This window comes from Conexibacter woesei Iso977N, from assembly GCF_000424625.1.
Lineage (GTDB): Bacteria > Actinomycetota > Thermoleophilia > Solirubrobacterales > Solirubrobacteraceae > Baekduia > Baekduia woesei_A.
In genome coordinates, this window is the sequence record NZ_AUKG01000001.1 from 701203 (window position 1) to 727611 (window position 26409).

At 74.3% G+C, this 26409-nt stretch carries 18 protein-coding genes; 14 read left to right on the forward strand and 4 right to left on the reverse strand.

From position 1 onward, the window contains the following. Positions 1–88: 88 nt before the first annotated feature. Genes H030_RS28940 through H030_RS0103490 form a run of 7 tightly spaced genes read left to right on the forward strand, consistent with a single transcriptional unit; the run spans position 89 to position 8422 of the window. On the forward strand, positions 89–1279 hold the full coding sequence (locus H030_RS28940) for a glycosyltransferase (protein ID WP_051221595.1): 1191 nt from the start codon (positions 89–91) through the stop codon (positions 1277–1279). Beyond that, positions 1276–2295: a glycosyltransferase gene (locus tag H030_RS36215; protein ID WP_027005099.1), complete on the forward strand. Its 1020-nt coding sequence runs from the start codon at positions 1276–1278 to the stop codon at positions 2293–2295. Before H030_RS28940 ends, H030_RS36215 begins: the two co-directional genes overlap by 4 nt. Further along, positions 2292–3449, forward strand: coding sequence for a hypothetical protein (locus H030_RS0103470; protein ID WP_155891814.1), 1158 nt, complete (start codon positions 2292–2294; stop codon positions 3447–3449). The genes H030_RS36215 and H030_RS0103470 overlap by 4 nt, the downstream gene beginning before the upstream one ends. Further along, positions 3446–4945 carry an O-antigen ligase family protein gene (locus H030_RS0103475; RefSeq protein WP_027005101.1) on the forward strand — a complete coding sequence of 500 codons (1500 nt, stop codon included), beginning with the start codon at positions 3446–3448 and terminating at the stop codon, positions 4943–4945. The genes H030_RS0103470 and H030_RS0103475 overlap by 4 nt, the downstream gene beginning before the upstream one ends. Then, on the forward strand, positions 4942–5856 hold the full coding sequence (locus H030_RS0103480; protein WP_027005102.1) for a hypothetical protein: 915 nt from the start codon (positions 4942–4944) through the stop codon (positions 5854–5856). The genes H030_RS0103475 and H030_RS0103480 overlap by 4 nt, the downstream gene beginning before the upstream one ends. Beyond that, positions 5853–6878, forward strand: a complete 1026-nt coding sequence (locus H030_RS28950) for a polysaccharide pyruvyl transferase family protein (RefSeq protein ID WP_051221597.1) — start codon at positions 5853–5855, stop codon at positions 6876–6878. Before H030_RS0103480 ends, H030_RS28950 begins: the two co-directional genes overlap by 4 nt. After that, positions 6875–8422: an oligosaccharide flippase family protein gene (locus H030_RS0103490; protein ID WP_027005103.1), complete on the forward strand. Its 1548-nt coding sequence runs from the start codon at positions 6875–6877 to the stop codon at positions 8420–8422. The genes H030_RS28950 and H030_RS0103490 overlap by 4 nt, the downstream gene beginning before the upstream one ends. Here H030_RS0103490 and H030_RS0103495 read toward each other — a convergent pair. Both H030_RS0103495 and H030_RS0103500 read right to left on the reverse strand, forming a co-directional pair. After that, a complete protein-coding gene (locus H030_RS0103495) occupies positions 8419–9249 on the reverse strand; it encodes a glycosyltransferase (RefSeq protein ID WP_027005104.1) in 831 nt (276 codons plus the stop codon). The genes H030_RS0103490 and H030_RS0103495 overlap by 4 nt on opposite strands. Positions 9250–9278: 29 nt before the next feature. Continuing rightward, positions 9279–10703, reverse strand: coding sequence for a hypothetical protein (locus tag H030_RS0103500; protein WP_027005105.1), 1425 nt, complete (start codon positions 10701–10703; stop codon positions 9279–9281). Between the two features lie 109 nt (positions 10704–10812). Here H030_RS0103500 and H030_RS36220 point away from each other — a divergent pair, with 109 nt between their 5' ends. After that, positions 10813–11784: a glycosyltransferase family 2 protein gene (locus tag H030_RS36220; protein WP_027005106.1), complete on the forward strand. Its 972-nt coding sequence runs from the start codon at positions 10813–10815 to the stop codon at positions 11782–11784. A gap of 122 nt (positions 11785–11906) precedes the next feature. Continuing rightward, a complete protein-coding gene (locus H030_RS0103510; RefSeq protein ID WP_027005107.1) occupies positions 11907–13400 on the forward strand; it encodes an alpha/beta hydrolase in 1494 nt (497 codons plus the stop codon). A 1-nt stretch (position 13401) separates the two neighbouring features. On the opposite strand, the gene H030_RS0103515 is transcribed toward H030_RS0103510, so the two are convergent. Beyond that, complete coding sequence (locus H030_RS0103515) at positions 13402–14349, reverse strand: glycosyltransferase (protein WP_081690474.1); 948 nt, start codon at positions 14347–14349, stop codon at positions 13402–13404. A gap of 14 nt (positions 14350–14363) precedes the next feature. Here H030_RS0103515 and H030_RS0103520 point away from each other — a divergent pair, with 14 nt between their 5' ends. Both H030_RS0103520 and H030_RS0103525 read left to right on the forward strand, forming a co-directional pair. Further along, positions 14364–15155, forward strand: a complete 792-nt coding sequence (locus tag H030_RS0103520; protein WP_196808975.1) for an ABC transporter permease — start codon at positions 14364–14366, stop codon at positions 15153–15155. Next, entirely contained in the window at positions 15152–16426 is a 1275-nt protein-coding gene (locus tag H030_RS0103525) for an ABC transporter ATP-binding protein (protein ID WP_027005110.1), read from the forward strand. The genes H030_RS0103520 and H030_RS0103525 overlap by 4 nt, the downstream gene beginning before the upstream one ends. Here the strand turns inward: H030_RS0103525 and H030_RS40380 are convergent. After that, positions 16412–19546 carry a glycosyltransferase gene (locus H030_RS40380; RefSeq protein ID WP_051221598.1) on the reverse strand — a complete coding sequence of 1045 codons (3135 nt, stop codon included), beginning with the start codon at positions 19544–19546 and terminating at the stop codon, positions 16412–16414. The genes H030_RS0103525 and H030_RS40380 overlap by 15 nt on opposite strands. 17 nt (positions 19547–19563) lie before the next feature. On the opposite strand from H030_RS40380, the gene H030_RS36230 reads away from it, so the two are divergent. The 3 genes from H030_RS36230 to H030_RS36240 all read left to right on the forward strand — a co-directional run bounded on the left by H030_RS36230 (position 19564) and on the right by H030_RS36240 (position 26380). Next, positions 19564–22989 carry a trifunctional glycosyltransferase/class I SAM-dependent methyltransferase/polysaccharide deacetylase gene (locus H030_RS36230; protein WP_081690476.1) on the forward strand — a complete coding sequence of 1142 codons (3426 nt, stop codon included), beginning with the start codon at positions 19564–19566 and terminating at the stop codon, positions 22987–22989. A gap of 294 nt (positions 22990–23283) precedes the next feature. Then, on the forward strand, positions 23284–24738 hold the full coding sequence (locus H030_RS36235; protein ID WP_051221601.1) for a sugar transferase: 1455 nt from the start codon (positions 23284–23286) through the stop codon (positions 24736–24738). 175 nt (positions 24739–24913) lie between these two features. After that, on the forward strand, positions 24914–26380 hold the full coding sequence (locus H030_RS36240; protein ID WP_051221603.1) for an exopolysaccharide biosynthesis polyprenyl glycosylphosphotransferase: 1467 nt from the start codon (positions 24914–24916) through the stop codon (positions 26378–26380). The last annotated feature ends 29 nt before the right edge of the window (positions 26381–26409 follow it).

The following is a 26409-nucleotide window of genomic DNA, read 5'->3' on the forward strand; positions in this document are numbered from 1 at the left end:
ACTAAGTGGACTGGGCGTCGAGCGGTCATGGCGAAAGCACGGCCCCTGAGGCGAACGACCCCGAGAACCGGTTCCCCATAATGAAGACATGCTCGACCACACGCCGGCCCACGCCGGCGGCCGGGACGGTGCGGCGATGACGTCGGCGCCCGCCGTCGCGATCACGCACGACTTCATGGAGATCTACGGGGGCGCCGAGCGCGTCACCCAGGAGCTGGCCTCCGCGTTCCCGGGCGCGCCGCTGACCGCCGTCCTCGGGCGCCGCTCGGTCGCCGCGCGCATGGGCGTCGCCGATCGCTTCACCAGCGTCCTGCCGCCGCGCGAGCTGCTGCTGCGCGGCTACCGCGTGCTGGCGCCCGCGCTGCCGGCCGTCGTCCACCACCACAGGCTCGACGACGCCGACGTCGTGCTGAGCTCGTCCTACGCGTTCGCGCACCTGTTCGAGACCCGCAACGACGCCCCGCAGGTCTGCTACTGCCACAGCCCGCTGCGCTTCGCGTGGTCGATGACCGAGCACTACGAGGACGAGAAGGCCGCCGGCTCGAAGCTCACGCGGACGGCGTTCCGGGCGATGGCCGCGCACAACCGCCGCGTCGACTACAGGGGCGCGCAGCACGTCCACACCTACCTGACGCAGTCGCCCTACGTGGCCGGGCAGATCGAGGAGTTCTACGGCCGCCGCGCGCTGGTCGTGGGCGCGCCGGTCGACTGCTCGCACTTCACGCCGTCCGGCACCGCGCCCGAGGACTACTGGTTGATCTGCGGGCGCCTGGTCGAGCCCTACAAGCGCGTCACGCTGGCGCTGGAGGCGTTCCGCGACCTCCCCGGCGAGCGCCTGGTCATCGCCGGCGACGGGCCCGCGATGGCCGAGCTGCAGGCCAAGGCGCCGCCGAACGTGACGTTCCTCGGCCACCTCGAGGACGACGCGGTCGTCAAGGCCATGCAGAACTGCAAGGCCACCATCTTCCCGAGCCGCGACGACTTCGGGCTGATCCCCGTCGAGGTCGCCGCGTGCGGCCGCCCGGTGCTGGCCTACGGCGACGGCGGCGCGCTGCACACGGTCGTCCCGGGGCTGACCGGCGAGCACTTCCACGAGCAGACGGCCGGCGCGCTGCTGGACGCGCTGCGCGCGTTCGACCCCGGCGCCTACGACCCGGCCGCGATCCGCGCCCACGCGCTGAAGTGGGACCGCGCGCCGTTCACGGCGCGCGTGCAGGCCGTGGTCGCCGCGGTCGCGGCGGGCACGGCGATCGACGAGGCGGCGGTGACGCTGTCGTGAGCGCGGCCGCCGTCAACGAGGCCCCGGCCAGCGGCCGCCCGCGCGTCGCGTTCCTGGCCTGGACCGACCGGACGCCGCGCGCCGACGAGATCGCCGCCAGCGTCGGCGGCGTCGCCCAGCGCTTCGACGGCTACGGCCTGCGCGGCCGCGCGACCGCGCCGCTGCGCTACGTCCTCAACGGCCTCGGGACGATCGCGTGGCTGGCCTGGCGGCGCCCGCGGGCCGTCGTCACCCAGAACCCGCCGGTCTTCGTCGGGCTGATCGCCTGGCTCTACGGGCTCGCGACGGGCGTGCCGGTGCTGCTCGACAGCCACCCGGCGTCGTTCGGCCGCAAGGACGGGCTCTGGAAGGTCATGCTGCCCGTCCACCGCTTCCTCGCCCGCCGCGCCCGGCTGGTCCTGGTGACGGCGCCCGAGCTGGCCGACGAGGTCCGCGCCTGGGGCGGCCGTGCCGCCGAGGTCCACGAGGCGCCGGTCGCCGAGCTGACCGCGACGCCCGCGCCGGAGCTGGCCGCAGGCGAGCGCCTACGCGTCTTCTACGTCGGCGTCTTCGCGCCCGACGAGCCGGCCGGCGCGGTGATCGAGGCGGCCCGGCTGGTGCCGGACGCCGACGTCCGCATCACCGGCGACCTGCGCCGCGCGCCCGCCGGGCTGGTCGAGGGCGCCCCGGAGAACGTGACGTTCGTCGGGTTCCTGGCGCCGGAGGACTACCGGCGCGAGCTGCGGGAGGCCCACGTCGTGATGACGCTGACGACCGATCCGACGTCGGTCATGCGCTCCGGGTACGAGGCCGTTTACGCGGGCCGCCCGCTGGTGACCAGCGAATGGCCCGTGCTGCGCTCGACCTTCCCCTACGCTGTACACGCCGAGGGACGGCCGGAGGCTCTGGCCGCCGCCCTCACCGAAGCGACCCGGCGTCACGCCGAGCTGCGGGCGAGCACCGCCCCGGCGCTCACGCACCAGCAGGCGACCTGGGCGTCCCAGCACGCCGCGATCGAGGAGGCCATCACCTCATGACCGTTCCCCGCATACGTGTCCTCAAAGCCCTGCGCCGCCGTGCGTGGGTGCTCGTCGTCGCCGTCGCGCTGTGCGCGGCGGCCGCCGTCGTGCTCAGCGGCGCGCGCAGCTCGAGCTACACCAGCTCGTCGCTGCTGCTCGTCAACTCCGGCGCGGACGCGAAGGGCCCCGGCGACGCGTCGGAGGCCATCAACCTCGCCAGCACCTACGCGACGCTGATCCCGCAGGACCCGGGCGTCACCAGCTACGTCGGCAGGCGGCTCGGCATGAGCAGCAGCGACGTCGAGGACGCGATCAGCGCGTCGCACCTCACCGGCACCGGGCTGATCACGCTCACCTTCAAGGACGACGACGGCGACAAGGCCGTCCAGGGCGCCGCGCTGACCGTCCGCGCGGTGACCGGCAACGCGCCGACGTCGGCCTCGATCGGGCCCGACTCGATGAAGGTCGTCCGCGCGCCCAGCCACGACCAGGGCTTCTCGAAGAAGCAGACGATCTCGCCGTCGGCGAGCCTGGCGCTGGCGATCGTCTTCGGCCTCTTCCTCGGGATCATCATCCTGATCGCCTGGGAGCGCGCCGACCCGCGGATCGACGAGCCCGGCGACGTCGAGCTCGCCGCCCACCTGCCCGCCAGCCGCCTGAAGGACCTCTCGGGCTCGGCCCGCGCGGCGCTCGTCCAGCGCCTCGCCGGCCAGGCGGAGCCGGATCCCGCCGATCGCGCCGCGCCGCTGGCGCTGCTGCCGTCCGGTCCCCAGCAGGGCGCCGAGCTGCTCGACGCGGGCGACTCGCTCTGGAACGCGACCGCCGGCGCGCGCGGCGGGCTGGCCGACACCACGCCGACGCCGACGATCGTGCTCGGCGGCGACGGCCCGCAGGAGCTGGAGACGCTGCAGGCGGCCGAGACCGGCGGCGCGCGGATCGTCGTCGCCCAGGAGGGCATGAAGGTCTCGCGCCTCGTCGCCGCGATCCACCACTACGAGCGCCTCGGCCTGACGCCGCAGTGGGTGCTGATGGTCAAGAAGGCCGGCCGCGCCCAGCGCCGCGCGGCCGCGGCCGAGCACGTCAGCTGGCTGCCGCGCGACACCAGGACCGCCGACAGCGGGAGCGAGCCCACGGCCGAGCAGGCGCACCCGGAGGACGTCGCCTCGCGATGAGCGCGGCCGCGCCGACCATCGGCACGGCGCAGGTCATGCCGGCGGAGGGCGCCGGTCGTCGCGGGCTGCCCGCGCGCGACGGCGTCGTCCACGTCTGGCGCCATCCCGGCGTCCAGATGACCGCCGTCCTGGTCGCGGGCGCGGTGCTGCTCGGCGCCGCCGCGACGCAGGGCGTGCTGCCGGCGATCGCGGTCCTGCTCGGAGTGGCCGGGAGCCTCGTGGTCCTGGAGCGGCCGTGGATCGGCGGGATCGCGCTGGCCGCGGCCGTGCCGGTCGTGGCCGGCCTGAACCGCGGCATCCCGGTCCCGGGCCTGCGGCTCAGCGAGATCCTGATCGGCTGGCTGTGCGCGATCGTGCTGCTGAGCGCCGACCGCCGCGTCGTGCCGCGCTGGCGCGCGTTCGACTGGGTCGCGTTCCTGTACGCCTTGGTCACGCTCGGCTTCGGCCTCTGGGACCTGCACCAGCGCGGCGGGGGCGTCAACTCGACGCAGCTCGGCACGCTGCTCGGGCCGCTGCAGTTCTTCCTGCTCTACCGCGCGATCGTCAGCTCGCTGTCGACGCCCGCGCTCGTGCGCCGCGGCCTGTGGTGGCTGCTGGGCGGCGGCGTCTTCGCGGCGTTCATCGCGCTGCTGCAGTACGCGGGGGTCGGGCCGGTCATCTCGACGCTCAACCGGATCTCGGGCGGCGACAACTTCGAGGACGCGGCCGCGGGCGGCGTCTCGCGCGTGACCGGGCCGTTCTCGCACGCCCAGCCGGCCTCGGCGTACTTCTTCCTGATCGTCTGCATCGCGGCGGCCGTGTGCCTGAGCGAGCGCAACGACGTCCGCCGGCGCTCGGCGACCTGGATCGTCCTGGCGATCGGCGCGGCCGCGCTGATGGCGACGTTCACGATGGGGCCGATCCTGTCGGTGCTCGTCGCGATCGCGCTGGTCGCCTTCTGGCGTCGCAAGCTGCGCGTGGTGTCGCTGTGGTTCATCGTCGCGGTGCTCGGCGCGACGCTGCTGTTCAGCGGGCCGATCACCGGGCGCCTGGACCAGCAGTTCCAGCGCGACCCGTCGGCGTCCGGGAGCGTGCTCGTCCCGCAGACCGTGAGCTACCGCTACGGGATCTGGACCGAGCAGTACTTCCCAGCACTTCGCGGGCGGTTGGTGACCGGCTACGGGCCGGACATCCCGCCGGAGATCACCTGGCGCTTCACCGAGTCGTTGTACATCACCTTGCTGCTGCGCGGCGGGATCCCGTTGTTGTTGTTGTACTTGGGATTCGTGATCGCGCTCGGGGGTGAGGCCGTGCGGACGATGCGGGAGACCGAAGGGGTGCCGCGCGCCGCGGCCCAGGGGCTGCTGGCGGCGCTGATCCTGCTGATGCCGATGCAGGTCATCCAGGCCTACTTCATCCAGGCCGGCCCGGGCCACCTCGTCTGGGCCCTCGGTGCGCTGGTCATCGCCAGCCGCAACGCCCACAACCGCGCGGCGGACGTCGCCGCGGACGCGTGACGGTCGTCCGTGGCCGCCGCCTGTGGGCGCTCGTGGCGGTGACGGCCGTCGCCGTCGCGGCGATCGCCGCCGGCGCCGCGCTGCTGCTGGGCGGCGGCGACGACGGCGGTGCGCACGCCGCGAGCAGGGGGCCGGCGCTCGCGTGGGCGCCGCCGCGCCTGCACGCGCCGCAGACGATCCACGTCACGGCGGCGCGGGCCAAGCTGAAGCTCGATCCCCGGCGCGACTACCGCGTCGTGCTCCCGCGCACGCCGGTCCGGGTCGCGGGCGGCCTGACGATCGCCGGCGGCCGGAACGTCGTCGTGCGCGGCGGGCAGGTCGTGGTCCCGTGGCAGGGCGCCAGGCCCGCCAGCGGCTCGACGCGGCGCGGGTTGTTCCTCACGGGGCAGACCGGGACCGTCCACGTCGAGGGCCTCCGGCTGAGCGGCGACCTCGGCGACGGCATCGACCTCGACGAGCGCCTCGGCGCGACCGTGCAGCTGGAGAACATCCGCGTCGATCGCGTGACTGCTCGGGACACCAAGAAGTTCAGCGACACCCACCCGGACGTCGTGCAGTCCTGGGCCGGGCCGAAGGTCCTGCGCATCGACCGGCTCAGCGCCGCGACCGACTACCAGGGCTTCTTCCTGCTGCCCGACCAGTTCGCCAAGGGGACGACCGCGCGCGTCGACCTGCGCCACGTCGACCTCGTCGGCTCCAGGACCTCGGCCTACCTGCTGTGGCGCGACCGCGCTGCCGCCGTCACGCTCCGCGACGTCCGCCTGACCTCGCCGGGCGCGCGCCCCGTCTACCAGACGATGTGGCCGACGCCCGCCTGGTGGCCCGGCGCGAGGGTCATCCGCCACGCCCCCCGCACGCTGTTCGCGAGCCCGCGCGCGGGCATCTCCTACACCTCGCCCGGATACCGATGACCTCCGCCGCACCCGATCCGCTCGCGGTCCAGCCGCTGGACGAGGCCTACCGCAGCCTCGTCGCGCCCGGGACGCCGATCGCGCTGCTCGACTTCCCGCTCTACCCCAACGTCGGCGACTCGGCGATCTGGCTCGGCGCGGCCGCGCTCGCGCAGCGCAACGGCAACACCATCAAGTACACCGCCAACCACGCGTCCTACTCGGCGGCGGGGCTGCGGCGCTGCCTTCCGGAGGACGGCGTGATCGTCGTCCAGGGCGGCGGCAACTTCGGCGACCGCTGGCCCGCGCACCATCAGCTGCGCGAGCGCGTCGTCTCCGACTTCCCGGACCGGCCCGTCGTCTTCTTGCCGATCAGCGTCGAGTTCCTCAGCGCCGAGGCGGCGGAGCGCTCGTTCGCGCTGCTCGCCGCGCATCCGCGCCTGCACGTCATGGTCCGCGACCGGGCGTCGTGCGCGACGGTCGAGCAGGCGCTCCCGGGGCGCACGCGGCTGACCCCGGACGCCGCGACCGCGCTCGGCCACCTCGACGCCGGCGCGGCCGCGCCGGCCCACGACGTCGTCGCGCTCGTCCGCACCGACTCCGAGGCGCAGGCGCGCGTCCCGGCGCCGCCCGCCGGCCTCGACGTGCGCGTGATCGACTGGCTCAACGTCCCGGGCCAGGACGGCTACGACCCGGCCTTCCGGCGCAGTGAGTGGGCCCTGCAGCGGCTCGGCTCGGTCCTCGTCCGCGTCCCGGCCATCGCACCGCCCGGCCACCAGTCGCTGGTCCTCGCGGCCTACATGCGGATGGCGCGCCGGCGGCTGGCCTGGGGCGTCCGTGTGCTCGCCTCCGGGCGCGTCGTCGCGACCGACCGCCTCCACGCGCACATCATCTGCGAGCTGCTGGGCCGGCGCCACGTCGTCGCCGACAGCGGCCACGGCAAGATCAGCGGCTACGTCGCGACGCACGGGCAGTCGGCGACGAGCACGCTCGTCGCGCCCGCCGAGCTCTACGACGCGGTCGCCCGCGAGCTGGCCCGATGAGCGACGTCTACGTCCCACCCGATCCCAACGAGGACCCGCTCACCGACGAGGCGGCACAGCGACCGGTCGAGGCGCCCGAGCCGGCCGAGCGCCAGATGGGCCGCGCCGAGGTCCGGACGCGCGCCGTGCGCGGCGCGGTCAGCCTCGGCATCCGCAACCTCGCGGTGCGCGCGATCAACCTGATCGGGACGATCGTCCTCGCGCGCCTGCTCGACCCGCACGACTTCGGCCTGCTGGCGTTCGCGTTCGCCGTCAAGTCGGTCAGCGACATGCTCGCGGCCGGCGGCCTGGCGGCGGGCTTGATCCGGCGCGAGGCGATGCCGACGCGGCGCGAGCTGCAGGCGACGCTCGGCTTCCAGCTGTCGACGACGTCGTCGCTGGTGCTGCTGATCGCGCTCTGCGGGGCGATCTTCGGCGGCGCGGCCTGGGTCGCGACCGTGATGGCCGCCTCGCTGCCGATCTTCGCGCTGCGCGTGCCGACGATCGTGATGCTCGAGCGCAAGCTCGACTGGTCGCTGCCCGCGCGCGCCGAGGTCGCCGAGACCGTCGTCTACAACGCGATCGCGATCGGCCTGGTCGTCGCGGGGGCGGGCGTCTGGGGCGTCGCCGCGGCCGCGACGGTGCAGGGACTGGTCGGCTCGTTCCTGCTGGTCTCCAACGGCGGCGTCGGCTGGCTGCGGCCGATCCGCGACCCGTCGATCACGCGCCCGCTGCTGCGCTTCGGGATCGGCTTCCAGGCCGTCCCCCTCGTCGGCGCCGCGCGCGAGCAGGGCACCAACATGGTGATCGCCGCGGTCGGCGGCGTCGCGATGCTCGGCATCTGGTCGGCGGCCTACCGCGTGCTGCAGACGATGCTGCTGCTCCTGCAGAGCCTCTGGCGCGTTTCCTATCCGGCGATGGCGCGGGCGATGGAGGCGGGGGCGGACCCGCGGCCGATGCTCGAGCGGATCCTCGTCGTGACCGCCGTGCTGCTCGGGCTGCCCGCCGTCTGGGTCGCGGGCAGCGCGCCGGACCTCGTCCACGCCGTGTTCGGCGCGCGCTGGGACGACGCGATCGACGTGCTGCCGTGGGGCGCGGCCGCGTTCATGTTCCAGGGGCCGATCTCGACGATGGCCTCGGGCTTCCTGCAGGCGCGTGGCGACGTGGGGCGGATCGTGGTCGTGGTGCTGCTGCAGTCGGTGATCTGGATTGCCTGGACCGCCGCGCTGATCCCGTCGATGGGCGTCGAGGGCGCGGGCATCGGGATGCTGATCGGCTCGCTGTTCTACACGGTCGGCAACGTCTGGCTCGTCGACCGCCACGTCAAGATCTCGGCGATCCGCCCGATGGCCGGGCCGCTGCTGACCGCGCTGATCGGCGCGGTCGCGGCGCGCGCGGTCGCCGACGCGGTCAGCCCGCCGCTCCTCGGCCTCGTCGCGTCGTGCGCGGCCGGGACCGTCGTGTACGCCGTGATCCTCGGTGTCGTCCGGCGCGGCGACGTGCGCACCGTCGCCAGGACGCTCAACCTCGCGCGCGGCCGGCCCGAGCCGGCGGGCACGGTCTAGCGCGGCGACCGTCGCGCGGCGCGTTCGCCCGCCCAGCGCCCGGCGATCTCCGTCGCGCGCAGGTAGTTCAGCCGCTGGACCAGCGGCGGCCGGCGGCTGCCCGGCGGGAGCTCGGACCACCAGGCGCGCAGCGCAGCGCGGGTGCCGAACGCGTGCTGGCCCGACAGCTGGGCGAGCGCGAACGACTCCTTGCGCGTGCGGCGGAACAGCGCGCGCACGCCGGCACGGCGCCGGTGCGCGGCGCTGACCCACAGGTCGGGGTCGGCGACGAACGTCCAGCCCGCCTCCAGCTCGCGCCAGAACCAGTCGCGGTCCTCGCAGGCGACGAGGCGCTCGTCGATCGGCTGCTCGCGCCAGCGGCTGGCCCGCCACGCCGAGGCGTGGTTGGTGTAGCCCCACAGCGGCGTCTGCCGCAGCTCGGCGCCCGCGACGACCAGCGGCTCGGTGAGTGCGTGGCCGTCCGGGGTGGTGCGGATGCCCCAGCAGCCGGCGACGCGCGGGTCCTCGAAGTGGGCCACCGCGCGGGCGATCCAGTCCTCGCGCTCCAGGAAGCAGTGGGCGGACACCGCGACGTGCACCGGGGCGGCCGCGGCCGCGGCGCCGGTGTTCAGCGCGCCGCCGAACGTGAAGTCCTCGGGGGCGATCCGGATCACGCGGTCGACCAGCGGCGTCGCGATCTCCAGCGTCCGGTCGGTCGAGCCCGAGTCCACCAGGATGATCTCGACCGGCACGGTCTGCGCGCGGATCAGCGCCAGGCAGCGGCCGATCGCCTGCTCCTCGTCCTTGGACCGGACGATGACGCTCGCTGCTGGCGCGCCGTCGCTCATCGGCGCATCAGTCTATGGAGCGCCGCGGCTCAGCTCGCGTAGCCGGGCGAGCGGTAGGCCGTGCCGACCGTGGCGCTCGTCGCGTAGGACCCGCCGGACGGCGTGCCCTGGATGACGCCCGGGCCCCAGGCGGCCGGGGTCGGCCACTGCGAGCTCCACATGCCCTTCCTGTGGTCGGGCACGAGGTAGAGGTTGCTCACGCTCATCGGGAACGTCGTGGACTGCCACAGCAGGACGCCCGCGAACGGGAGGCCGTTCCTGTAGGAGGCGCTGATGTCGATGTTGCGCAGGTCGAACTGGGACGGCACGACCGTGCCGTACTGCATCGGCGCGAAGAAGAAGCCCTGGTAGTCGCTGCTGCCGGAGAGGTGGTCGACGCGCAGGACGTTGGGGCCGGCCCAGGTCTGGATCAGGTCCGGGTGGTTGTCGGTGAAGCCGGCCTCGTCGCGGGCGTGGACGCCGTCGATCCGGACGTCCTGGATCTGGACGGTCGCGCCGAGGCGCTCGTCGAGGTCGATGCCCTCGCTGAGGTCGGCGCCGTGGATCCACAGGCCCTCGACGTGGACGGTGCCCGTCTGGTTCTGGAGGTACAGGCCGCGGCGCGAGTTGACCGGCGGCGGGTCGCCCTGCCACGGGATGTCGATCTCGCCGCCGATCAGCACGACGTTGTGCCCGCCGTTGATGACCACGCCGTAGCCGCCGGTCAGCGCGCCCGCGGGCATGCTGACGATGTAGTCCTTGCCGGCGTCGAGCCTCAGCGAGCGGTTCGTCGTGGTGACGTTGATCGTGATCGGGTTGACGAGCCTCGGCGGCGCCCAGGTGAGCCTGCTGCGCGTCGCGGCGACCGCGTCGCTGGTTCCGGCGCCCGCGGCGCCCGCGACCGTCGTCCCGGAGGCGACGGAGACCGGCGGGACGGGCGCGGTCGTCGTCGTGGTGCTCGTCGACGTCGTCGTGGTCGTCCTGGCCGGCGCCGGCGCCGGCGGCGCGGCGGCGGTGGTCGTGGTCGTCGCCGCGGGCCTGGTCGCCGCGGCGGGGGCGGCCGCGGTCGTCGTCGTCGCGGTGGTCGACGTGGTCGTGGTCGTCGTCGCGGGCAGCGTGACGGTCGTCGTGCTCGTGACCGGCCTGCCGCTCTGCGGGGTCAGCGTGCCGACGACCTTGACCTGCCTGCAGGCCCTGCACTTGGTGGTCTTGAGGCTGAGCGTGCGCGTCGCGCCGCGCTTGAGCGACGTGCTGCCCCTGGCGATCGTGCTCGACCCGGACGCCTTGACCGCGACCGCGACCCTGCCGGCGGCCGAGGCCTTCACGCTCACGGTGATCGCGCTCTTGCCCGCCTTGGCGGTCACCGACAGCTTCGGCTTGGCGGCGGCGTTCGCGCCGGCCGCCGGCACCAGCGCGAGGGCGAGGGCGAGCGGGACGGCGGTGGCGAGGTGGGGACGGCGGCGACGCACCCTCATCTGGTCGGTGCAAGCGGCCGTGCACGACCAGCGTTCGGGTCGATCGCTGGACAGATGGTCGGATCAACCGTTTCCGGCGGCGGCCGATGGTCGCTAAGGTCCCGCCGCGATGGAGCCTCCGGTGCCGACCGTGTCCGTGGTCATGCCCACGTACAACCGGCGGGCGCAGCTGCGCACCGTGCTGGCGCCGCTGTTGGCCGATCCGGCGGCGACCGAGATCGTCGTGGTCGTCGACGGCAGCGACGACGGCTCGCTCCAGGAGCTGCAGGCGCTGGCCGCCACCGACCCGCGGCTGATCCCCGTCTGGCAGGAGAACGCAGGCGAGGGCGCGGCGCGCCAGGCGGGCGTCGAGCGCGCGAGCGGCGACGTCGTCCTGCTGCTCGACGACGACGTCGAGGCCGAGCCGGGCCTGGTCGCCGGCCACGCCCGCCACCACGCGCAGCGCGACGACCTCGCGGTCCTCGGCTACATGCCGCCGGTCCCGGCGCAGCAGGGCGATCCGGACGCGTTCAGCGTCCAGCTCTACACCGAGGCCTACGAGGGCCGCTGCGCGAGCTACGAGGAGGATCCGGGCCTGATCCTGCGCCACCTCTGGGCCGGCAACGTCTCGCTGCGGCGCGCGACGGTCCTGGAGGTCGGGATCGGGAGCGACGCCTACGACGAGCGCTACCACCCCGACCGCGAGTTCGGCCTGCGGCTGCTGAGCCACGGCCTGACCGGCGTCTTCGACCGCGACCTGCGCGCCCGCCACCACTACCACCGCCCGCTGGCGTCGTTCGTCAAGGACGCGCGCAGCCAGGGCGCGGGCTGGACGCTCGTCCACCAGCTCCACGGCGACGAGGCCGGCGACCTGCCCGAGGACCGCTTCGAGACCGGCCTGCCCGGCCCGGTCGCCGCGCTGGTCCGGATCTGCCGCCGCCCGCGCGCCGCGGCGCTCGTTGCGGCCGCGCTGACCGCCGGCCTGCGCGCCGCGGCTGCGGCCGGCAACACCGCCGCGGCGGTGCGCTTCGCGCGCCTGCTGCGCCGCGTCGAGCAGCAGCGCGGCGCGATCGAGCTGCGCCGCCGCCACGGCGCCGCTTGAGGCCTGCGCGGACACAACAGCCGGATGTTCGATGGTCCGGAAGCCGGATCGTGCTTCACTTCCGGGTCGCTCGGATCCGGAGGACGCCGGGCGCCGCTCCCATCAGTCCGTCACGGAGGACCATGCGTCGCTTCATCCCGTTGTGCCTGGCCGCGCTCGCGCTGCTGGTAGGCGTTCCGGCCGCACAGGCCAACACCACCGTCCTGATCCACACGCCGCCCGGCAAGTGGATCAACAAGGGGTCGCTCACGCCCCTGGACCTCGTCAACGGCAGCCTCGACACGCGCGTCGTGGTTCCCGACTCCTACAACAAGTCGAAGTGCTCGCCGGTCCTGTACCTGCTGCACGGGACCGGCTCCGACCTGCACCCCGGCTCGATCGAGTGGTTCACCGGCGGTCACATCGACCAGGCCAGCGTCCCGGCGATCACGGTCGTCCCCGGCGGCGGCCCGAGCTGGTGGATCGACCAGTGGTCGAACACCGCGCGCAGGCCGGCGTGGGAGAGCTGGTTCTGGAACACGGTGATGCCGGCCGTCAACAAGCGCTTCAACATCTGCCCGCAGCGCTCGCAGCACACGATCGCCGGGCTGTCGATGGGCGGCTACGGCGCGCTCTACCTCGCCTCGCAGCGCCCCGGCTACTTCGGCTCGGCCGCGTCGTTCTCCGGCGTCATCTCGCTGCACCGCCCGGAGTGGACGCCCTACTCGCGCTTCAAGCAGCTCTGGGGCGACCCGTACGGCTTCTACGCGCTGACCCACGACCCGACGACGCTCGTCGACAACCTCAAGAACACGCGCGTCCTGATCGACGCCGGCAACGGCGACACGATCGGCAACGAGGCGCTGGACCCGTCCAAGCGCCTGGAGGAGCTGGAGTTCACGGCGATGTCGGAGGACTTCGTCGCGCACGCCAAGAGGGCCGGGATCGACGTCACCTACCAGAAGCACGCGGGCATCCACACGTGGCCGAACTGGCAGCTCAGCTACGCGAACTTCCTGGCCTGGCACCCCTTCAAGAGGGTCGTCTCGGCCCCGAAGAGGTGGACGATGTACACCGCCAGCAAGCAGGGCGACGCCTGGGGCTATCAGTGGAAGATGGCGGCCTTCCCGGGCTCGGCGGTCAAGTTGTCCTACATCAACAAGACCTTCAAGGCCGAGGGCTACGGCAGGATGACGATCGTCACGCCGCAGGGCAGGACGCTCAGGGGCACGCTGCCGTTCACGATCAAGGGCAAGACGCTCAAGCGGGTCAAGAAGGCCAAGGGCCCGCTGCTGACGACCGACAGGCCGGTCCCCGTCACGGTGACCGTGACGCCCGCCACGCCGACGGCGACCTCGCCGGTCACGGTGTCGTTCAAGACGACCGAGGCCCTGCCCGCGAGCAAGGTGTATGAGATCGGGATCACCTACACCGCGGGTGGCTGCGGCCAGACGGTCATCCAGCGCGTCACCCAGCCCGCCAAGGGCAAGGTCGTGACCGCGACGCTGACCCCGCCGGCCGACAGGCCGCAGTGGTGCAAGGGCTCGGCGGTCGCCGGCGTCCTGGCCGTGGGCAGGAACACGACCGGGTTCGCGCTCGGCGACATCCTCGGCTACCAGATGCTGACCTTCAGGTAGGTCAGCCGCGGGCGGCGGCCCGGGCACCGCGGCGCAACTCGACGCGCCGCAGGACCCGGGCCGCCGCCATCTGCGGGCGCAGCAGCCCGAGCCGGCCGCCGTGGCGGACCAGCAGCTCCAGCCCGCCGCGCGTCACGGGCCCCGAGCGCGGGCGCTCGGCGAGCGTGACGAGCGCCCGCGCCGGCGCGTGCAGGTCGCGGACGTAGCCCGGGTCCGGGACGGTCCCGAGCGCCTCGACGTGCAGCCGGTGCAGCGCCGCCTCGGCGGCGCCGCGCGCCCGCGCGTCGGCCAGCCACTGACGCAGCGTGCGCTCGTAGTGGTGGTGGGCGATCAGCGCCGGGTCGTAGACGCCGCGCAGCCCGGCGGCGTGCAGTCGCAGGCCGAAGTCGCGGTCCTCGTGGTAGTGCGCGGTGAAGTCGTCGGAGGCGATCCCGACGCGCAGCGCGTCGGCGCGCCGCAGCGAGACGTTGCCGCCCCACAGGTGCGGCAGCGGGTCCTCGGGGCCGGACCGGTAGCGCCGCGCGCGCTCCTCGTACTCCTGGGCGTGGATCCGGGAGGCGACGTCGTCGGGGCCGTTGCCGGCCGGCTCGGTGAACGGCGTCGCGCCGACGACGACGATCCCGCGCTCACGGGCGTGGTGGCCCTGATGGCCGGAGACGAGCCGCGGCTCGGGCACGACGTCGTCGTCGAGCAGGAGCAGGACGTCGCCCCGCGCGGCCTCCGCGCCGGCCTGGCGCGCGCCCGCGGGGCCGTGGCGCGGGCCTCGCACGACGCGCACGCCGCCGGGCGCGTCCAGGTCGCCGGCGGGCGTGTCGTCGACCACGACGACCTCGAGCGTGGCGGGATCCGCGGCGCTGACCGCGACGACGCGCGCCAGCGACGCGCGGTCCCCCGCGGCGGGCACGACGACCGAGACGGTCGGGGATGCGTCAGAATGCGTGTCAGGCACGGTTGCCGATCACCATGGATCTCGCCATCCCCAGAACGACCGGCGGCCGGCTGGGGCTGCGCCACCCGGAGCTCGTCCTCCACCTCGTCAAGCGCGAGCTGTCCTCCGCGCACCGGTTCACCGTGCTCGGCTGGGCGTGGCCGCTCGCGCGCCAGCTGGCGCAGCTGGCGGTGCTCGTCTTCGTCTTCTCCTCGGTGCTCGACCTGGGCATACCCGACTTCCCGGTGTACGTGTTCAGCGGCCTGGTGGCCTGGAACGCCTTCAGCACGGGGCTTTCGGCGGCCTCTACCTCGCTCATCGACCAACGGCACCTCGTCTTCCAGCCGCGGTTGCCGGCGGCCGTTTTGCCGGTGGTGGCGGTGGTGGTCCCGTTCGTCGACGTCCTGATGGCCGCGCCGGTCCTGCTCCTGATGCTGATCGTCAGCGGCGAGCTGCACGCCACCGCGTTCCTGTTCCCGCTCGTCCTCGGGGTCCAGCTGGTCCTGATGATCGGCCTCGCGTGGCTGTTGGCGCCGGCCTCGGTGTACGTGCGCGACGTCCCGAACCTGGTGGCGCTGGGGTTGATGGTCCTCTTCTACCTCACCCCGGTGTTCTACAGCCTGCACAGGATCCCGGAGCAGTACGAGTGGCTGCTGCAGTTGAACCCGATGACCACGTTGCTCGATCTTGACCGGGCGCTGCTGCTCGGCCTGCCGTATCCGAGCGTCGCGCACATCGTGGGCACGGTCGCGCTGGCGGCGGTGCTCGCGGTGGCCGGCTGGTACGGGTTCGAGCGCATGCGCCCCGGGCTGGTGGACAACCTGTGAGCGAGCACCACGCGCTGACCTTCGAGGGCGTCTGGAAGTCCTACCCGCGCTGGACCGGCGCGGGCGCGCGGACGAGCCGGACGATCCTGACGCGGCGGCTGCCCGAGGCACTGCGCAGGCGCGAGCAGCGCTGGGCGCTGCAGGACGTCACGATGCGCGTCGGGCAGGGGCGGATGATGGGGATCGTCGGCGCCAACGGCGCGGGCAAGTCCACCATGTTGCGCCTCGCCTCCGGCCTCGGGCGCGCGACGCGCGGCGAGATCGTCGTCCCGGAGGGGACGGCGTCGGTGCTGTCGCTGGGCGACACGCTCGACCTCGAGCTGACCGGCAGCGAGAACGCCTACACCGCGGCGCTGATCGCCGGGATGAGCTCCGCGCAGGCGCGCCGTGTGCTCGGGTCGGTGATCGAGTTCGCCGAGCTGGAGGAGTTCGCCGACCAGCCGATGCGCACCTACTCGGAGGGCATGAAGCTGCGGCTGGCGTTCGGCGTCGTCGCCCAGCTGCAGCCGCCGGCGCTGATCCTCGACGAGGTGATCGCGGTCGGCGACGCGCGCTTCCAGGCCAAGTGCATGGCCCGGATCCAGGAGCTGCGCCAGGGCGGCGCGACCGTCGTGTTCGCCTCGCACAACCTCGACGAGGTCGAGGAGTCCTGCGACGAGGCGATCTGGCTGCAGAAGGGCAAGGTCCGCGCGGCGGGCGCCGCCGACGAGGTCGTCGAGGCCTACCGCGACGGCATGCGGCTCGACACGCTGGCGGTCACGCCGGCGGGCGACGAGGACGACGACGCGCTGCTCAGGCTCGGCGAGAACCGCTTCGGCAGCCAGGAGCTGACGATCGACGAGGTGCAGCTGACCGGCGCCGACGGGCGGCCGACCGCCCTGCTGCACGACGGCGGCGCGCTCAACGTCGAGCTGACGATCCGCTCGCACCGCGGCCCGACGCCGGCGGTCGTGACCGTCGGCGTCACGCGCCTGGAGGACCAGGTGATGTGCTTCGAGACGTCGTCGGAGGAGCTGGGCCCGGACCTCGTCGTCGACGAGGACGGCGTCACGCTGCGCGTCGCGTTCGACCCGGTCGACCTCACCAGCGGCGACTACGCGGTCGACGTCGGGGTCTACGAGCCGGGCTGGGAGTACGGCTACGACTACCACTGGAACGTCCACCGCTTCGAGGTCGAGTCCGACCGCGGCGTCAGGGGCGTCTACGTCGCGCCGCGGCGCTGGGCCCCGGCGCGCGCGGCCGGGCGCGGCGACGCCTCAGCCGCGAGCTGAGCGCAGCCGGCGCTTGAGCGACATCCGCGTCGCGTTGGCGCCGGTGACCGCGGCGCGCAACGCCAGCAGCGCGCCCGCGCCCCCGCCCTCGGCGCGCGCCTGACCGGCGGCGAGGCGCAGGCCGGTGCGGCGCGTGGCGCCCGCGTCGAGGCCGGGACGCAGGGCGCCGGTGGCGGTCCCGGCACCCAGCTCGGGCGCGGCGCGCTCGGCGATCACGTGGCCGTCGTGCAGCAGCCGCTCCAGCGTCCACAGCAGCGGCGCGGCGGCGCCGAGGCGCTGCTGCGCGGGCCGGATCCCGCCCGCGGCCCGCGCGGTCTCGGCGCGCAGGATGATGTAGGCGAACCGTGTGTCGACGCGCAGGAACGGCAGCCGTCGCGGGTCGCGGTCGTGCAGGCCGATCGGCGGCTCGGGGTCCTCGGGCTCCAGCGCCTCGCCGACGACGGCCGCGACGCGGTCGCCGTCGAAGGCCAGCAGCGTCGCGTCCAGCCACGCCCGCGTCGGCGTGACGTCGCCGAGCAGGACGCCGACCAGCTCCTCGTCGCCCGCATCCAGCAGCGCCGCGGCGGCGGCCCAGGCGTCGGCGGTCTCCACGACGCGCAGCCCGGCCGCGCGCGCGGCGGCCGCCGCGACCGGCGAGGCGGTGACGAACGCGACGCGCGCCGGGTCGGCGGGGGGCGCGGCCTGCGGCGGGCGCGGCAGCGCGGCGCGCCACAGCGGCCACTCCAGGTGGTCGCCGATCTCCTTGACCAACATGTCGCCCCAGTGGCCCTCGGGCGGGACGACGTCCTGGGTCAGCGCGCCCGCCCGGACCCGGGCCAGCGGCGCGCCCGGCACGTCCGGGACCGGGATCGGCGCGCCGGCGAGCAGGTCGACCTCGACGGTGCCGACGACGTCGGCCAGCGCGCCCTGCACGCCCGGGAAGCCACCGTGGCGCAGGCCGGTCGCGTAGGCCGCGCGCTGCGCGCGGCGGTGCAGGACCGACCACGACTGGCGCAGGTGCGCCGCCTCCAGGACCGCGAGCAGCGCGCCCGTCGCCGCGCGGCCGCGGGCCGACGCCAGCGCCGCGGTGGTCGCCAGCCGCAGCGGGCGGCGCCGCGCGTCGGGCAGGCGCGTCTTGTGGGCGTCGAGGCCGGCGACCGCGGCCGGCCAGCGCGCGGTCAGCAGCGCGTCGCCGCGGCCCTCGCCGTAGGCGGCGTTGAGGCGCTGGACGGCCGACAGCCGGTACTCGTGCCAGGCGCGCGCGCCCGGCGCGACGGCCAGCACCGCGCCCTCCTCCTGCAGCTGCAGGCCCCAGGCCCAGTCCTCGCGGCGCCAGGTCGCCATCGCCTCCGGGAAGCCGCCGCGCGCGACGAAGCGCTCGCGGCGTACCGACGTGTTGCCGCTCAGCACGTCGGTGAAGCGCAGGTGGCCGGTGCGCATGATCTCGTCGGTGTGGTCGACCCACCACGGCTCGGCGCCGGACGCGGCGAGCGTCCGCTCGCGCAGGCGCGGCGGGTAGGGGCCGAAGACGACGTCGGGCGCGCCCGCGTCGTGGGCCGCGAGGTGGCCGGCGACCAGGCCCGGCTCCGGGACGACGTCGTCGTCGACGAACAGCACCAGCTCGGTGTCGGCGGCCCGCGCGCCCGCGTTGCGCGCCTTCGCGGCACCGGCGCCTGCGGTGCGCAGGACGGCCAGGTGCATGCCGGCGGGCGCGAGCGCGGCGACGTCGGTCGGCGCGCCGGGCGCGTCGTCGACGACCAGGACCGCGAAGCTGCCGGCCGGCGCGTCCTGGCCGGCGAGCGCGGCGAGGTTGCGCGCCAGCGCCTCCCGGCGCCCGACGGTCGGGACGACGACTGTGAGCCGCGGCGCCGCGGCGGCGGCGGCCGGGGTGGCCACCGGCGCGGCCGCGGCGATGGCGCCGGGCGGCACGATCGGCCCCGCGGACGGTGCCGCGCGCTTGGCGCGCAGCAGCCGCGCCGGCCCGTCGAACGCGCCGCGCAGGTACAGCCACGCGATCCGCAGCTCCAGCTCGTCGCCGCGTCCCAACATGTAGCGCTTGGTCGTGTCGAACAGCTGGCGCACGAACCAGAAGCCGGCGCGCGGGACCTCCAGCTCGCCGTGCTCGAGCAGGTTCTTCAACAACGACGCGGCCATGCCGGTCCCGTAGCCGCGGACCGCGCGCTCCAGCGCGTCGGCCTCGGCGCGGTGGACGTGGAAGACGAAGGTCGCCGGGTCGTAGACCAGCCGCCGGCCCGCGGCCAGCAGCCGCCCGAAGGCGTACGTGTCGCCGCCGGACTCGGTGGCGGTGCCCGCGTCCAGCTCGGGCGGGAACAGGACCTCGCCCAGCTCGGCGACCGCGCTCGCCCGCAGCAGCATGTTGGCGCCGACGCCGACCTGACCGCCGTGGACGGGCGAGAGCACCGTCCAGTCCCAGCGGCGGCGCTCCAGCCCGCGCGTCAGCGACGCCTGGCGCTCCATCCGCGCCTGCGCGGGGTCGGCCAAGGTGTAGGGGAACGCTGGGCCCGTCACGCAGGCGACGAGCGGGTCGGCGAACAGCGCGTCGACGCCGGCCAGCCACTGCGGCGACGGGATCACGTCGTCGTCCATGAACGCGATCACCTGCCCGCGCGCGGCGCGCAGCCCGGCGTTGCGCGCGTTGTCGAGGCCCTTGGCGTCCTCGCGCACGTAGCGGAAGCCGTGGCCCTCGACCAGCGCGCGGCAGTCGTTGGCGCCGGGCGCGTTGTCGACGATCACGACGTCGGCCGGCGCCGGGTCCAGCGCGGCGATCCCGGCCAGCGCGTTGGGCAGGTGCGCCGGGCGGCCGTGGGTGCAGACGACGACCGTGACCGTCACCGGCGCGGGCCGCGGCGGCTTGACGCCCAGCCGCTCGCGCAGCGACGCGTCCAGGCGCCGGCGCTCGAGCGCGCGGTCGGCGTGGCGCAGGATCGCGGCGCGCGCGAGCTCCGGCCCCGAGGTCGCCCCGGGGCTGGCCAGCTCGACCCGCGCGACCGGCACGCCGCCCGCCAGGACGAGCACGTTCCAGCGCTCGGCGGTGGTGAAGTCGAAGTGCTCCAGTGGCCTGTCCGCGTCGATCACCGCAACGCCGATGGCGGCCGGCGCCCTACCGTCGGGGCGGTGCATCGGCGGGATGTTGGAGCATGCAGGCGTACATGGGCGTGACGGGCAGGACTCCTTTGGACGTCTCGGTGGTGATCCCTGCGTTCAACGCGGCGGAGACGCTGGCCGAGACCATCGCCTCGCTGCAGGCGCAAGTGCCCCACGGCGGGACGTGGGAAGCAGTCGTCGTCGACGACGGCTCCAGGGACGAGACGGCCCGCGTGGCGCAGGAGCTGGCGGCCGCCGACCCGCGCGTGCGCTTCGTCCCGAGGGAGAACCAGGGCGTCTCGGCGACGCGCAACCGCGGCGTGCGCGAGGCGCGGTACCCGTGGATCTGGTTCCTGGACGCCGACGACCTGCTCGTGCCCGAGGCGTTCTCCTGGTACTTCGCCGAGGTCGAGCGCGACCCCGCGCTGGACATGGTCTACGGCGGCTGGGCGCGGCTGCTGCCCGACGGGCGCCTGTTCGACGAGGTCCGCGACGTCCCCGCCGACGACCTCTTCCGCTCGTTCTCCTCGACCTGCTCGTTCGCGATCCACGCGTGCGTCACGCGGCGCGAGCTGATCCTCGCCGCGGCCGGCTTCGACGAGTCGCTGATCACGTGCGAGGACTGGGACCTGTGGCAGCGCCTGGCGCGCGGCGGGCTGAGGGCCGTCGAGGTCCCCCGGCGCGTCGCGATCTACCGGCTGCGCCCGCAGTCGGCGTCCAACGACGGCGTGCGGATGCTGACCGACGGGCTGGAGGTCATCGACCGCGGCCACCGCGCCGACCCGCGCGTCGCGCACCCGGTCCCGGAGCTGCGCGACGGCGCCGACCCGCGGATGGTGCCGCTCGCCCAGCTCGGCATGGCCGCCTACTGCGCCGGGCTCGTGCTCGGACGCGGCGGCGATCCCGAGGCGGTGCTGTCGATCGTCGACGGCCTGCGCCCGAAGCTCACCGACCCCGCGGCGATCGGCGCGACGGTCGCGGGCGCCGTCCCGCTCGGCCGCACGCAGCTGATCGGCGACTGGGCGTCGTTCGAGCCGGAGCTGTGGGAGCGCGTCGACGCGCTGCTGCTGCGCTTCGAGCAGATCGCGGGCGAGCCGCTGTTCGCCCGGCGCGCGCGCAAGAGCTTCGACCGCGCGATCCTCGCCGCGGTCGGCGACGACGCCGGCGCGCTGCGCCTCGGCGACGCGCAGCTGCTCGACGTCGAGGTCGGCGCGCCGCTGGCCGACGTGGCGCTCGAGGACGGCGTGCAGCGCCTGATCTGCCGGGTCCGGGCCGGCGGCGCGCTCGCGGGCGAGCTGGAGCTGCCGGTCTTCGGCCCGGTCGCGCATGCCTGGCACCTCGCCGACGCGGTCGCCGACCAGCTCGGCTGGGACCTGCTGGCGCGCCACCTCGGCCAGGACGGCGACGGCGGCGCCGAGGCCGGCGCACGCATCTGGGAGCTGTTCCAGCAGGAGCTGTGGGGCCTCGACGGCGTGGCGTCGGAGGGCTTCTACGACGACGAGTGGGCCGTCGCCGAGCCGGCGGAGACGACCGCCGGGCCGCTCGACCTCGCCGCCGGCGTCGAGGTCGCGGCGCCGCTGCCCGGGCCGCTGCCGCCCGGTGCGCTGGCCGTCCCGGTCCGCTGCGGCGGCGCGCCGCTCGGGACGGTCTACGTCGGCGAGGACCGCCCGCGCACCGCGCACGCGCTGCGCGTCGCGATCGTCTGGCAGTGCGGCTTCGAGCTGTGCGTCGCGGCGGTGCGGGCCGGGCTCGTCGGCCGCACGGGCGCGCCGGGCGCCACGCTGCGCACCCGCGTCGCGGCGGCCGCCGCCACGGCGGGCGCCGGTGTGCCGCCCGCGCTGCTGCGCGTCGGCGTCGCGCCCGCGGGGACCGTCGCGGGCCCGCTCGCGCGGCGCGCGGTCCTGCCCGCCACGGCGGCGGAGGCGGCCGCGCGGCTGGCGGCCTACGACGAGCGCCCGGCGCGGCCCGGCGACGGCGCCGTCGTCGTCGTTGACCCCGGCCTGCAGGACGGCCACGCGCCGGTCGCCGAGGCCGAGCGGCCGGGCGCGGCGCCCGAGGGCTCCAGCCCCGAGGAGTTCGACGCGCTGTTCGCGCGCACCGACGACCCGTGGTCCTACGACAACGCCTACGAGCGCCAGAAGTACGACCGCACGCTGGCGCTCGCGCCGGAGCACGTCGCGCGGGCGCTGGAGCTCGGCAGCGCCGGCGGGCGCTTCACCGTCCGGCTGGCCGAGCGCGCCGGCGCGGTGACGGCGCTCGACGTCTCGCCGTTCGCGCTGGAGCACGCGCGCGCCCGCGCCGCCGCGGCCGAGGCCACCAACATCACGTTCGCCCGCCACGACCTGTTCGCCGACGCGCTGCCCAGGCAGGCCGCCGAGCTGGTCGTCTGCAGCGAGGTCCTGTACTACGCCGGGACGGTCGAGCGCCTGCGCTTCGCCGTCGGCCAGCTCGCCGCGGCGGTCGCCGAGGGCGGCGTGCTGGTGACCGCGCACGCGCGCCTGCTGGTCGACGACGACCGCGGCTTCGCCTGGGGCCTGCCGTTCGGCGCCGCGTCGATCACGCGCGAGCTGCAGGACTCGTTCCTGCGCCTGGAGGCCGAGGTCGTCACCGACGCCTACGTCGTCCAGCGCTGGGTCCGGCCCGCCGGCGCCCTGGCCGCGCGCCTGCCGCGCCGCGTCCGCCGCGAGCGCGCGGCGCTGCCCGACGAGCTGCCCGCGCCGGTCGCCGAGATGCTGCGCGCGGGCGGCCCGCCGCCGGAGGTGACGTTCCGCGCGCCGGCCGACCGCGTGCCGGTGCTGATGTACCACCGCGTCGCGCCGGAGGGATCGGACATGAACCTCCAGTGGCGCATCCACCCTGAGCAGTTCGAGGCGCACCTCGCGCACCTCCGCGCGCAGGGCTACTACAGCGTCTCGACCGAGGCGCTCGGCGAGGCGATGCGCACGCGTCGCCCGCTGCTCGGCCGCCCGATCGTCCTGAGCTTCGACGACGGCTACGAGGACTTCCCCGACCACGCCTGGCCGCTGCTGCGCAAGTACGGGTTGTCGGCCACGATCTTCGCGGTCACCGACCGCGTCGGCGACCACAACGCGTGGGACGCGCACCGCGGCGAGCGCCTCGAGCTGATGGGCTGGGACACGCTGCGCCGCCTGGCAGCCCAGGGGGCCGAGATCGGCTCGCACACCGCGGCGCACCCGCCGTTGTCGGCGCTGTCGCCCGCCGAGGTCGCCGACGACCTCCTGCGCTCCCGCGCCACGCTCGGCCGCGAGCTCGGCCGCGCGTCCACGTCGCTCGCCTACCCATTCGGCGACCTCGACGCAACCGTCGCCCGCGTCGCCGGCGCGTGCGGCTTCACGATCGCGCTGACGTGCGAGCCGGGGAGCGCCAGGTTCGACGGCGCGCCGCTGACGACGCCCCGCATCGAGGTCACCGGGACCGACGACGTCGCGACCCTCATGCTGAAGCTCACCGCTCAGTAAAACTCCTGGCGCGTTCAAGTCCACCTGATCGGGTGGTCTCAGACTTGCAACGGACCGGTCTGCGAGAAGACACTGGACCGGTAGTCGAAGCGTCGTGGGCCATTACCTACAAGAGACGGCCCCTTGTGACGCGCTAGCTTGAAGTGCAGCAACGCGGCACCCCCATGGAAGGGACCGTCGCGCATCCGCCCTTGCGGGGCCAACGCAGAGCAGGAAGCTCCGGCAGGCGGATCGAGCAGCATCAACCACAACTCCAATCCCCCCGGAGACCAACTCGTGCGAGTCCCGCTTCGCATGCCCGAAACGAGCCCCGCCTCGCTCCTGCGCATCACCGGCTTGCGTGCCACGCCGCCGGTCATCGAGGAGTCCCCCACCGTCAACCCAGACGTGATGCGCCGCGACCGGCGTTACCGGCGCAGCCTCGCGCTGGCCGATTGCCTGTCGGCGCTCGTCGCGCTGCTGCTGTGCGCCAACGTCTTCGGCGCCGACCAGCTCAGCCTCAACGTGCTCTGGGGGCTGCCGCTCGTCGTCATCGCCTGCAAGCTCAGCGGCCTCTACGACCGCGACGAGCTGGTCATCCACAAGACGACGCTCGACGAGGCGCCCGCGCTGTTCCAGCTGTCGGCGCTCTACACGCTCGCGGTCTGGATGCTCGACGGCGTGCTGCTCAACGGCCCGCTCGACAAGGGCCAGGCCGTGATCCTGCTGGCCGCGCTGTTCGTCCTGGGGCTCGTCTTCCGCCGTGTGGCGCGCTCGATGGCGGCGCGCGCGGTCGAGGAGGAGCGGCTGCTGGTCATCGGCGACGCGGCGTCCTACGCGCGCATCGAGGCCAAGCTGGAGGCGGCGTCACGTGCGCACGCCAAGCTGGTGGGCCGGATGTCGCTGCAGCGCGTCTCCGACGTCACGGCCGACGAGCGCCCGGTCGACGAGCGCACGCTGGCGGCGATGATCCGCGGGCTCCACGCGCACCGGATCCTGGTCGTCCCGAGCCAGACCAACCCGCAGGTCACGCTCGACGTCATCCGCGCGACCAAGGCGCTCGGCGTCCGCGTCAGCATCCTGCCGCACGTCTTCGACGTCGTCGGTCAGTCGGTGGTCTTCGACGACCTCGGCGGCATGACGATCATGGGCGTGCGCGAGTTCGCCCTGGGACGCTCCTCGCAGCTGGTCAAGCGCGCCTTCGACCTGATCGGCGCGACGCTCGGACTGCTGCTGGTCGCCCCCGTGCTGGCCGTCGTCGCGCTGCTCGTCAAGCTCGGCTCGCCCGGCCCGATCCTGTTCCGCCAGGAGCGGATCGGCCGCGACGGCCGGCCGTTCCGGATCTACAAGTTCCGCTCGATGGTCGCCGACGCCGAGGCTCAGAAGGACGAGCTGCACGCGCTCAACGAGGCGGTCGGGCTGTTCAAGATCGCCGAGGACCCGCGTGTCACGCGCGTCGGGCGGATCCTGCGCAAGACGTCGCTGGACGAGCTGCCGCAGCTGCTCAACGTGCTGCGCGGCGAGATGTCGCTGGTCGGCCCGCGCCCGCTGATCTACAGCGAGGACAAGACGATCACCGGCTACGACCGCCGCCGCCTGCGCCTGACGCCGGGCATGACCGGCCACTGGCAGATCATGGGCTCCTCGCGCGTCCCGATGCACGAGATGGTCAAGCTCGACTACGTGTACGTGACGACGTGGTCGCTGTTCGAGGACGTCAAGATCCTCACGCGCACCATCCCCTACATGTTGGCCAGGCGGGGGATGTAGCACCACGCCACTCAGCGCTTTATGGGGAGGGCTTGAGTGGACGAATGGTCGGGGCCGAACGGGCCCAATGGACCTGGAAATGCAGCGTTGCCCCTAGTACCGTCAGGCAGCCCCGTCCAGGGAAGGGACGGGGCGAATCAGGTCCAGCGCCCATCTGTTACGGAAGACGACCCACGTGCGAGCAACAGCATCTGCGGAGCGCGGCGCCGGAGCCCTGCGCCGCATCGCCCGGCTGCGCCACCATGCCCCGCTGATCGCCGAGGCGCCGGAGCTCCATCCGGGGATCGTCGACCGGGATCGCCGGTACCGCTATCGCCTCGCCATCGCCGACGCCCTGTCGGCGCTGACGGCGCTCGTGCTGTGCGCGTCGCTGGGCGGGGGCGGGCACGTCCAGGTCGGCGTGCTGCTCGGCCTGCCGCTGGCGGTCGTCGCGTCCAAGCTGCGCGGCCTCTACGACCGCGATCCGCTGCTGGTGCGCAAGACGACGCTCGACGAGGCGCCCACCCTCTTCCAGCTCGCGACGTTCTACACGCTGATCGTGTGGCTCGCCGACGAGCCGCTGCTCGGCGCGCCGATGGGCAAGCTCCAGGCGCTGGTCCTGTGGGCCGCGCTGTTCACGTTCGGGCTGACGTTCCGCCACATCGCGCGCATCGTCGCCGCGCGCCGCGTCCCGGCCGAGCGCCTGCTGATGATCGGCGACGCCGACAGCTACGCGCGCATCGACCACAAGCTCGAGATGGGCGCGATCAACGCCAGGCTCGTCGGCCGCATGTCGCTGCGCCGCGTCTCGGACCTCTCGGTCGAGGAGCGCCCGGTCGACGAGGACACGCTCGCCGACGCGATCCGCTCGGTCCGGGCGGACCGCATCCTGGTCGTCCCGAGCCAGACCAACCCGCAGGTCACGCTCGACGTCATCCGCGCCACGAAGGCGCTCGGCGTCCGCATCTCGATCGTCCCGCACGTCTTCGACGTCGTCGGCCACTCGGTCGTCTTCGACGACCTCGGCGGCATGACGCTGCTCGGCGTCCGCGAGTTCGCGCTGGCGCGGTCGTCGGGGCTGATCAAGCGCCTGTTCGACCTGGCCGGCGCGATCGCCGGGCTGATGGTCGTCGGGCCGTTCCTGCTGCTGGCCGCGCTGGCGATCAAGCTCGACTCGCCGGGCCCGGTCTTCTTCCGCCAGGAGCGCATCGGCCGCCACGGCAGGTCGTTCCGGATCTTCAAGCTGCGCACGATGGACGCCGACGCCGAGGCGCAGAAGGCCGGGCTGGAGCTCGACAACGAGGCCAGGGGCCTGTTCAAGATCGCCGACGACCCGCGCGTCACGCGCGTCGGGCGGATCCTGCGCAAGACGTCCCTGGACGAGCTGCCGCAGCTGCTGAACGTGCTGCGCGGCGAGATGTCGATGGTCGGCCCGCGACCGCTGATCGCCAGCGAGGACGAGACGATCACCGGCTACGACCGCCGCCGCCTCGCGCTCACGCCGGGCATGACGGGGCACTGGCAGATCATGGGCTCGGCGCGGGTGCCGATGCACGAGATGGTCAAGATCGACTACCTCTACGTGACCACGTGGAGCCTGTTCGGCGACCTGAAGATCCTGCTGCGCACCGTCCCCTACATGTTGGCCCGGCGCGGGCAGTAGCCGTCGCAGGGCGCCGCGGCACGCGACGG

Excerpts from the sequence above, each read along its gene's own strand:
- H030_RS36220 (WP_027005106.1), top strand. The coding sequence starts at position 10,813 with ATGGAGCCTCCGGTGCCGACCGTGTCCGTGGTCATGCCCACGTACAAC.
- H030_RS0103520 (WP_196808975.1), top strand. The coding sequence starts at position 14,364 with ATGGATCTCGCCATCCCCAGAACGACCGGCGGCCGGCTGGGGCTGCGC.
- H030_RS0103470 (WP_155891814.1), top strand. The coding sequence starts at position 2,292 with ATGACCGTTCCCCGCATACGTGTCCTCAAAGCCCTGCGCCGCCGTGCG.
- H030_RS0103510 (WP_027005107.1), top strand. The coding sequence starts at position 11,907 with ATGCGTCGCTTCATCCCGTTGTGCCTGGCCGCGCTCGCGCTGCTGGTA.
- H030_RS0103490 (WP_027005103.1), top strand. The coding sequence starts at position 6,875 with ATGAGCGACGTCTACGTCCCACCCGATCCCAACGAGGACCCGCTCACC.
- H030_RS0103500 (WP_027005105.1), bottom strand. The coding sequence starts at position 10,703 with ATGAGGGTGCGTCGCCGCCGTCCCCACCTCGCCACCGCCGTCCCGCTC.
- H030_RS28940 (WP_051221595.1), top strand. The coding sequence starts at position 89 with ATGCTCGACCACACGCCGGCCCACGCCGGCGGCCGGGACGGTGCGGCG.
- H030_RS0103475 (WP_027005101.1), top strand. The coding sequence starts at position 3,446 with ATGAGCGCGGCCGCGCCGACCATCGGCACGGCGCAGGTCATGCCGGCG.
- H030_RS36235 (WP_051221601.1), top strand. The coding sequence starts at position 23,284 with ATGCCCGAAACGAGCCCCGCCTCGCTCCTGCGCATCACCGGCTTGCGT.
- H030_RS0103495 (WP_027005104.1), bottom strand. The coding sequence starts at position 9,249 with ATGAGCGACGGCGCGCCAGCAGCGAGCGTCATCGTCCGGTCCAAGGAC.
- H030_RS28950 (WP_051221597.1), top strand. The coding sequence starts at position 5,853 with ATGACCTCCGCCGCACCCGATCCGCTCGCGGTCCAGCCGCTGGACGAG.
- H030_RS36230 (WP_081690476.1), top strand. The coding sequence starts at position 19,564 with ATGCAGGCGTACATGGGCGTGACGGGCAGGACTCCTTTGGACGTCTCG.
- H030_RS40380 (WP_051221598.1), bottom strand. The coding sequence starts at position 19,546 with ATGCACCGCCCCGACGGTAGGGCGCCGGCCGCCATCGGCGTTGCGGTG.